Here is a 7,092-nt window from a genome sequence, read left to right on the forward strand (position 1 = left end):
ACCCGCTTAAACGGCGAGAAAATTATGGTCAATATTGACATGATCGAACTCATGGAGGAAACTCCCGATACGGTAGTGACCCTCAATACCGGAAAAAAATTTGTCGTAAAAGAAAGGACATGGCAGATCCGGGAAGAAATAATTAGATTCAGGAAACTTTCATTTACCACTTTGAAAAAATAGACCGGATAGGGGGGGAGAGTTGTGGCAGACGAAAAAACTAGCGAGGAAAAGCCCAGGTTGGATATTAATATCGACATGAAGCTCATTCTCATTGGTTTGCTGGTATTCCTGGTGGTGGTAGGGGGCTCGTTTTTTCTTATGAAAAGCCTTATGGCGCCACTGATGCCGAAAGAAGAAGGCCAGAGCAAGCTGATGACGGGGAACCTGGTGGAAGTGGGGGAATTCACCACTAACATCAACGATGTGAATGGGCAGAGATTTTTAAGGGTGAAAGTTACGGTGGAAGTCACTTCGGATGACAAAAAAGCTCAGGAGAAGATTATCCAGTATATGCCGGTGATAAAAGACAGTATACTTAGTATTATTTCTTCCAAAACGGTGGCTGATCTGGATGTGAGGAATAGAAACAACCTGAAGGTGGAGATAAAAAATGATTTGAATGCCAAGATTGGTGCTAACACCGTTATGAATGTATATTTTACTGACTTTATTATGCAATAATTGGCGAAAGACAATATTTATGCATTGGCTGAATAAATGGGCACAGAGTTTAACTCTGTGGTAATTTGAAACTAGTATTATTACAAGTGATTTATAATTCAGCATGCAGAGTTCATGGTAAAGATATAACCTTAAGGGGGGTTATAATGAGTGAGGTCTTATCTCAATCGGAAATAGATGCCTTGTTATCTGCCTTGAGTGATGGTTCAGTTGATGCTGACCTGCTTAAAGAAGAAGAACTGAAGAGCAAGATTAAGATTTATGATTTTCGCAGGCCCAACAAATTCTCCAAGGATCAGATACATACCCTGCAGGTTATATATGAAAACTATGCTCGCACCTTGGGAACCTATCTTTCCGGGCAATTGCGCGTACCCTTACAGGTTGAATTATTGTCGGTGGAACAATTGACCTATGAGGAGTTTATTCGTTCCATACCCAACCCAACCATACTTAATATTTTCTCGCTTTATCCCTTGCACGGCAGTGCTATAATGGAGATTAATCCTAACCTGGGTTTTGCTTTTTTGGACCGGCTCTTGGGAGGACCAGGTTATGCCCCCAGCAAGGCGCGTGCTCTTACTGAAATAGAACAGACGGTAATTGAGCGCTTATCCCAGCGGATGTTGGATTATCTGCAAGAGCCCTGGGGCAGTATTATTCAGTTAGAGCCTTCCCTGGATCGGGTGGAAACCAACCCCCAGTTTACGCAACTGGTTCAACCTACAGAAATCATGATAATTGTCTCCCTGGAGACCCGAATGGGTGATGTGATGGGGATGATAAATATCTGTATTCCATTCCTGGTTTTGGAATCCATACTGGATAAATTGAATGTACACTACTATTACTCGACTGCCGCCCAGGAGAGGTCGCCGGCTAATATTGCGGCAATAAGGAGCAAGTTAGAAAATACCACTATTCCTATCAAGGTAGTTATGGGTAAAACGATAATAACGGTTAGAGACCTGCTGTCTTTGTCGGTAGGAGATGTCATACCCCTGAATCGGAATATCAGTGAGGAGTTAGATATTGTTATAGGCAATAGTGCCAAATTCCTCGGGAAACCTGGGGTTTTTGCCAATCGTATGGCAATACAGATTACCGATATTGTGGAGGAGGAAAGTGAATGAATGATGGAATCCTATCCCAGGAAGAAATAGATGCCCTGTTGACCGGGGGAAGCCCTTCCAGTACTGTAGATTCTGCAAGCAGTTCTGAGCTTGCTTCTTCCACTTCTTCTATAAGTTTAAGTGATTTTGAGAAAGACACCCTGGGAGAAGTGGGCAATATCAGTATGGGAACGGCTGCTACCACACTTTCTACCCTGTTGCGCCAGAAAGTGTCTATTACTACTCCTGATGTATCTATTACCAATCCGGAAGAACTGCAACTGCATTATCCTTTACCCTTCTTAGTGGTGGAGGTGAGTTATACACAAGGATTGTCGGGGAGTAATATTTTAGTAATAAAGGAGGAGGATGCCTCCATTATAGCCGATTTGATGATGGGAGGAGATGGTCTGCTCCAGGAGAAGAACTTGGGAGAGTTGGAGCTAAGTGCAGTAGGGGAAGCCATGAACCAGATGATGGGCTCGGCTACTACCAGCTTATCTTCCATGTTTAACCGGCGAATAGATATTGCGCCACCCAAATTGACTATCATGGACATGGGAAAAGAGTATTTGCAGTTGTCGACCAGTTTTGAAGATATGGTTAAAATTAAATTTAAAATGGAGATAGAAAATCTAATTAATAGTGAAATCATGCAAATCATACCCATGGAGGCAGTGGAACATATAATGTCCATACTTATGGGGAGTACGGCTGAGGAATCCAGTCCCGAAGCGGTAATGGAAGAGCCTACTCTAAGCAGGCCGATTCCGGAAGCGAATCCAACGGCAGTTGCTGCCCCCCGCCAGGTGGAAGCAGCAATTACATCACCACCGCATGAACCAATCTATAATCAGGCTTTTGCCCAAAGTCCCCGGGAAATGAATGTCCGGCCGCAATTTGCCGTTCAACCGGTGCAGTTTGCTCCCCTGCATGAAAGTGATATGATCCATAGCCATCAAAATCTGGATCTCATTATGGATGTGCCTTTGGATGTATCGGTGGAATTGGGAAAGACCAAAAAAACCATCAGAGAGATATTAGAATTGAACCAGGGCGCCATAATCCAGTTGGACAAATTGGCTGGGGAACCAGTAGATTTGCTGGTTAATGGCAAGCTTATTGCCAAGGGTGAAGTTGTAGTAATCGATGAAAACTACGGAATTCGCATTACTACTATAATTAGTCCAATAGACCGTATGAATAAGCTGCAATAATTGCTTAGGAGGTTTACCATGGGAAAAAGAGTATTGATAGTTGATGACGCTGCTTTTATGAGGATGATGATAAAAGACATATTGGGCAAAAATGGCTATATTATAGCGGGGGAGGCAGAAAACGGAAGAGTTGCTATTGAAAAGTATAAAGAGCTGCAGCCAGATCTGGTAACCATGGATATAACCATGCCCGAAATGGATGGTATTGCCGCGGTCAAAGAGATAAGAGAAGTTGACCCTGCAGCCCGTATCATTATGTGCAGCGCCATGGGGCAGCAAGCTATGGTTATCGATGCCATACAGGCCGGGGCCAAAGATTTTATTGTAAAGCCCTTTCAACCGGAAAGAGTAATTGAGGCAGTAAGTAAAGCACTGGTCTAACTGCTGGTTTGGAAGTGAAAAATATGATTGTCTGGCGTAAAAGGATTCCCTCTCTGGTAATCTTAGTCTTGCTTATGGTAGTTATGCTGGCTGGGAACGCTTCTGCCATCGACAATATGAGCGATTTGAACCAGGAACTGGACAAAGAAATACAAAGCAGCGATCGCTCTCCCAGCCTGTGGTTGGATTTCTTAAAATTGATTGTGATACTGGGACTGATTATTGCTGCCGCCTGGTCGGTGATTCGCATATTCGGAAAACAGGTTAATCAAAAGATGCAGGGAAGCTGGTTGCATGTGGTTGATGAGGTGATCCTGGGTCAAAATCGGGGCATAGTCTTATGTGAAATTGGCGAAAAGCTGTATGCTGTTGGAGTTACTGATCATAGCATTTCTTTTCTTTTTGAGGTGGACAACCCCAAACTCCAAGAAGAGATTAGTCAGATAGATTTTCCACCCGAGGATAGCTTGGCCGGGGCTGGTTTATCGGAGCTTAAAAAGAGGCTGGCCGCATTCGGGCGTAAGAATTCCAAGCCGGGGCGGAAAGACTTCAGCCTGCTTATGGGCGAGCAGGCCAGGCGATTGGAACAGCTTTCATATAAGAGTATGGAGGAAAAAAGGCTTGGCAGCAAAAGAAGTGATGAAAACGAAGACTAATATATGGGGATTATCTTATGCCAAAATACTGGTTTTGCTTTTCTTGCTTCTGCTTGTTTTTCCCGGTTCAGTGTCGGCAGAACCATTGCAGATACCCAACCTGAATCTGCAAATCGGTGGGGAGGCAGGTGAGCCCCAGGATTTATCCGCAGCTCTGCAGCTCATAATACTCATTACGGTCCTAACTCTGGCTCCCGCTATATTGATTATGCTAACCTCTTTTACCCGGATTATGGTAGTCCTGGCCTTTATCCGAACTTCGCTGGCCACCCAGCAAATGCCCCCCAACCAACTCTTAATCGGCATGGCCCTTTTTCTAACCTTTTTTGTTATGGCCCCAACTTTTCAAGAAGTCAATTCGCAGGCTTTGCAGCCTTATTTCAAAGGAGAAATTACGCAAGAAAAAGCCTTTGAAAAGGGTATGAGTCCTTTGCGCAGTTTTATGTTTAAACAAACCCGAGAAAAGGACCTGGCTCTTTTTGTCAAAATGTCCAAGATGGAAAGGCCCCGTAATTTTAAAGATATTCCTAACTATGTGTTGATTCCGTCTTTCGTAATCAGTGAATTAAAAACGGCTTTTCAGATAGGCTTTATTATCTTTATTCCTTTTCTGGTAATTGATATGGTGGTGGCCAGTGCTTTAATGTCCATGGGGATGATGATGCTGCCTCCGATGATGATTTCACTGCCGTTCAAGATATTGCTCTTTGTTCTGGTTGATGGCTGGAACCTGGTTATACAATCCTTAATACTTAGTTTTAAATAAATACGAAATCGAAAGTTCGGACAAGCGGCGGCAGGAAAGGAGAAATCCACATTGTACGAAAATATGATTCTGGGAATAGCCAATGAAGCATTGTTAGTGGTTTTGCTGCTTTCCGCTCCAGTTCTTGGGTCCGCTTTGGTTACTGGCTTGCTTATCAGTATTTTGCAGGCAACTACTCAACTGCAGGAGATGACCTTGACTTTTGTACCTAAAATAATAGTTGTTTTTTTGGTGATAATTATTTTCGGACCCTGGATGCTCAATGTAATTACTGCTTTCACCCATGACCTTTTCCTGGCTATTCCCAGTTTTGTCACCATCTAAAAAGGACGGTAAAGGTATATGCCCTATGCTTTGGAAAGTTTTTTCTTTTTGCTGGCCCGCCTGTCCGGTCTCTTTATCAGTGCTCCCATTTTTAGCAGCCGGATGATGCCAGGGCGGGTTAAAGCTTTGATTATTATAATGCTGGCGGCTTCCATGGCCTATTTTGTACCAGTGGAGTATGTACGGAATATCAATACGCCGGGTTTGTTTATAGCGGCTCTGGTGGTCGAAACCTTTATTGGTTATACCATTGGGTTTGTTATTTATGCGGTTTTAGCCACCATACAATTGTCCGGGCAGCTAATGGATATGGAGATGGGATTTTCCATTGTAAATGTGGTTGACCCGCAGTCGGGGACTCAGATACCCTTAATGGGCAACTTTACCCAGGTATTGGCCTTACTAAGCTTCCTGGCCATTGATGGGCACCATTATCTTTTACAGGCAGTGGCTCAGAGCTATGCTATAGTTCCGGTTCTGGGAGCCCATTTACCGGGTGAGTTTTTAGAATTGCTGGTGAAAGTAGGGGCCTATGTATTTGTGGTGGCGGTTAAGATTGCTGCTCCCATGCTGGCCGCCATTTTAACCAGCGATGTGGCTATGGGTTTCATAGCCAGAACCGTTCCGCAAATGAATGTTTTTCTGGTGGGGTTGCCCCTTAAAATATTTTTGGGTTTGATTACCTTGATTTTTCTTTTGCCTGTTTATCTTTGGGTATACAATGTTCTTTTTGCTGAGTTTTTTGGCTATCTGGATCGCATTATTCTTATTATGGGGTAAACAACCATGGATGAGCAATACCGGTATTTCTTCATAGACCTGCAGCTTTTTGCTGATGATGGCATGGGGGAAAAAACTGAAAAAGCCACACCACGCCGGCGGGAAGAAGCCCGAAAAAAAGGCCAGGTATTTAAGAGTACCGACCTTAATTCAGCCATTATTCTTATCGCTGGCTCCGTGGCCAGCTTTGTAGCCTTACCGTACATGATCGAGAATCTCCAGGCCTTTACGGCCTTATACATATTGGAGAGAACCCAGCAGGATTTCTCCAATGACTATGTCTATCTCCTATTGCTGGAAGGTCTGTTTGTAATGGGGAAAATGATATTTCCTATATTTGCGGCTACTTTTACAACCGCATTGCTTATTACATATCTGCAGGTAGGATTTGTCTTCAGTGGGGAGAGCCTGACCCCCAAGCTGGAGAGACTTAATCCAGTGGAAGGATTTAAACGAATTTTTTCCAAAAGGGCCCTGGTTGAGCTGTTAAAGTCTTTGCTCAAGGTAATAGTCACCGGATACATAGTATATTCAGTTATGAGCAAGCATTTTTTCCTTTTCCCGCGTTTTGTTGATATGGAGCTCATTGCTTGTCTCCAGGCCTTAAGCAGCATTGTATTTGAAATGGCGATGAAAGTCGGTCTGGTCTTTATCAACATAGGGATAATAGATTATATCTTTCAGTGGTATGAGCACGAAAAGTCCCTGAAAATGAGCAAACATGAGATCAAGCAGGAATATAAGCAGACAGAAGGAGACCCTCAGCTGAAATCACGGCAGAGACGAATTCAAAGAGAGATAGCCATGCAGAGGATGATGGCGGAAGTTCCCAAAGCTGATGTAGTAATAACCAACCCGACCCATTTTGCGGTAGTATTGAAATATGAGGCGTCCAAGATGGAAGCTCCGGTACTGGTAGCCAAAGGCAAAGACTTCATGGCTCTAAAAATAAAAGAGGTAGCTAAAATTCATGAGGTAGTTATAGTTGAAAACCCTCTTCTGGCCAGGACGCTTTATTATAATGCAGAAATCGGTGACCCGGTGCCGGAGGAACTTTACCAGGCAGTCGCAGAAGTCCTGGCCTTTGTCTACAAACAGAAGAAAAGAGTAGTTTAAGGCTAATGTTTCATCCCTTGGATAGGGGCAGGAGGATAGGTTTATGGAGTCGAGGG

At 43.7% G+C, this 7,092-nt stretch carries 10 protein-coding genes; all 10 read left to right on the top strand.

All coding sequences use genetic code 11. The features are described 5' to 3' along the window. Nucleotides 1-183: flagellar FlbD family protein (locus PHP87_RS09775; RefSeq protein ID WP_299920785.1), on the top strand; the 183-nt coding region annotated here is incomplete at its 5' end. Between the two features lie 21 nt (nucleotides 184-204). Beyond that, a complete protein-coding gene (locus PHP87_RS09780; RefSeq protein ID WP_299920788.1) occupies nucleotides 205-684 on the top strand; it encodes a flagellar basal body-associated FliL family protein in 480 nt (159 codons plus the stop codon). 146 nt (nucleotides 685-830) lie between these two features. Further along, the gene (fliM, locus tag PHP87_RS09785) at nucleotides 831-1,817 is read left to right on the top strand and encodes a flagellar motor switch protein FliM (protein WP_299920791.1); all 987 of its coding nucleotides are present in this window, start codon (nucleotides 831-833) and stop codon (nucleotides 1,815-1,817) included. Beyond that, nucleotides 1,814-3,013: a flagellar motor switch phosphatase FliY gene (gene fliY / locus PHP87_RS09790; RefSeq protein WP_299920794.1), complete on the top strand. Its 1,200-nt coding sequence runs from the start codon at nucleotides 1,814-1,816 to the stop codon at nucleotides 3,011-3,013. Before fliM ends, fliY begins: the two co-directional genes overlap by 4 nt. A gap of 18 nt (nucleotides 3,014-3,031) precedes the next feature. After that, entirely contained in the window at nucleotides 3,032-3,394 is a 363-nt protein-coding gene (locus tag PHP87_RS09795; RefSeq protein ID WP_299920796.1) for a response regulator, read from the top strand. Nucleotides 3,395-3,417: 23 nt separating this feature from the next. Next, the gene (locus PHP87_RS09800) at nucleotides 3,418-4,050 is read left to right on the top strand and encodes a flagellar biosynthetic protein FliO (protein WP_299920798.1); all 633 of its coding nucleotides are present in this window, start codon (nucleotides 3,418-3,420) and stop codon (nucleotides 4,048-4,050) included. A gap of 43 nt (nucleotides 4,051-4,093) precedes the next feature. After that, a complete protein-coding gene (gene fliP / locus PHP87_RS09805; RefSeq protein WP_299920809.1) occupies nucleotides 4,094-4,816 on the top strand; it encodes a flagellar type III secretion system pore protein FliP in 723 nt (240 codons plus the stop codon). A gap of 51 nt (nucleotides 4,817-4,867) precedes the next feature. Then, nucleotides 4,868-5,140 carry a flagellar biosynthesis protein FliQ gene (gene fliQ, locus PHP87_RS09810; RefSeq protein WP_299920801.1) on the top strand — a complete coding sequence of 91 codons (273 nt, stop codon included), beginning with the start codon at nucleotides 4,868-4,870 and terminating at the stop codon, nucleotides 5,138-5,140. A gap of 18 nt (nucleotides 5,141-5,158) precedes the next feature. Next, on the top strand, nucleotides 5,159-5,920 hold the full coding sequence (gene fliR / locus PHP87_RS09815; RefSeq protein WP_299920803.1) for a flagellar biosynthetic protein FliR: 762 nt from the start codon (nucleotides 5,159-5,161) through the stop codon (nucleotides 5,918-5,920). 6 nt (nucleotides 5,921-5,926) lie between these two features. Further along, nucleotides 5,927-7,036 (top strand): flagellar biosynthesis protein FlhB, encoded by a 1,110-nt coding sequence (flhB, locus tag PHP87_RS09820; protein WP_299920806.1) that lies wholly within the window; start codon nucleotides 5,927-5,929, stop codon nucleotides 7,034-7,036. Nucleotides 7,037-7,092 lie beyond the last annotated feature (56 nt).

This window comes from Syntrophomonas sp., assembly GCF_028707975.1.
GTDB lineage: Bacteria > Bacillota > Syntrophomonadia > Syntrophomonadales > Syntrophomonadaceae > Syntrophomonas.

Bases quoted from the DNA above. Each gene is read 5' to 3' on its own strand.
- fliM (WP_299920791.1), top strand. From the start codon at position 831: ATGAGTGAGGTCTTATCTCAATCGGAAATAGATGCCTTGTTATCTGCC.
- fliY (WP_299920794.1), top strand. From the start codon at position 1,814: ATGAATGATGGAATCCTATCCCAGGAAGAAATAGATGCCCTGTTGACC.
- PHP87_RS09795 (WP_299920796.1), top strand. From the start codon at position 3,032: ATGGGAAAAAGAGTATTGATAGTTGATGACGCTGCTTTTATGAGGATG.
- PHP87_RS09800 (WP_299920798.1), top strand. From the start codon at position 3,418: ATGATTGTCTGGCGTAAAAGGATTCCCTCTCTGGTAATCTTAGTCTTG.
- fliR (WP_299920803.1), top strand. From the start codon at position 5,159: ATGCCCTATGCTTTGGAAAGTTTTTTCTTTTTGCTGGCCCGCCTGTCC.
- flhB (WP_299920806.1), top strand. From the start codon at position 5,927: ATGGATGAGCAATACCGGTATTTCTTCATAGACCTGCAGCTTTTTGCT.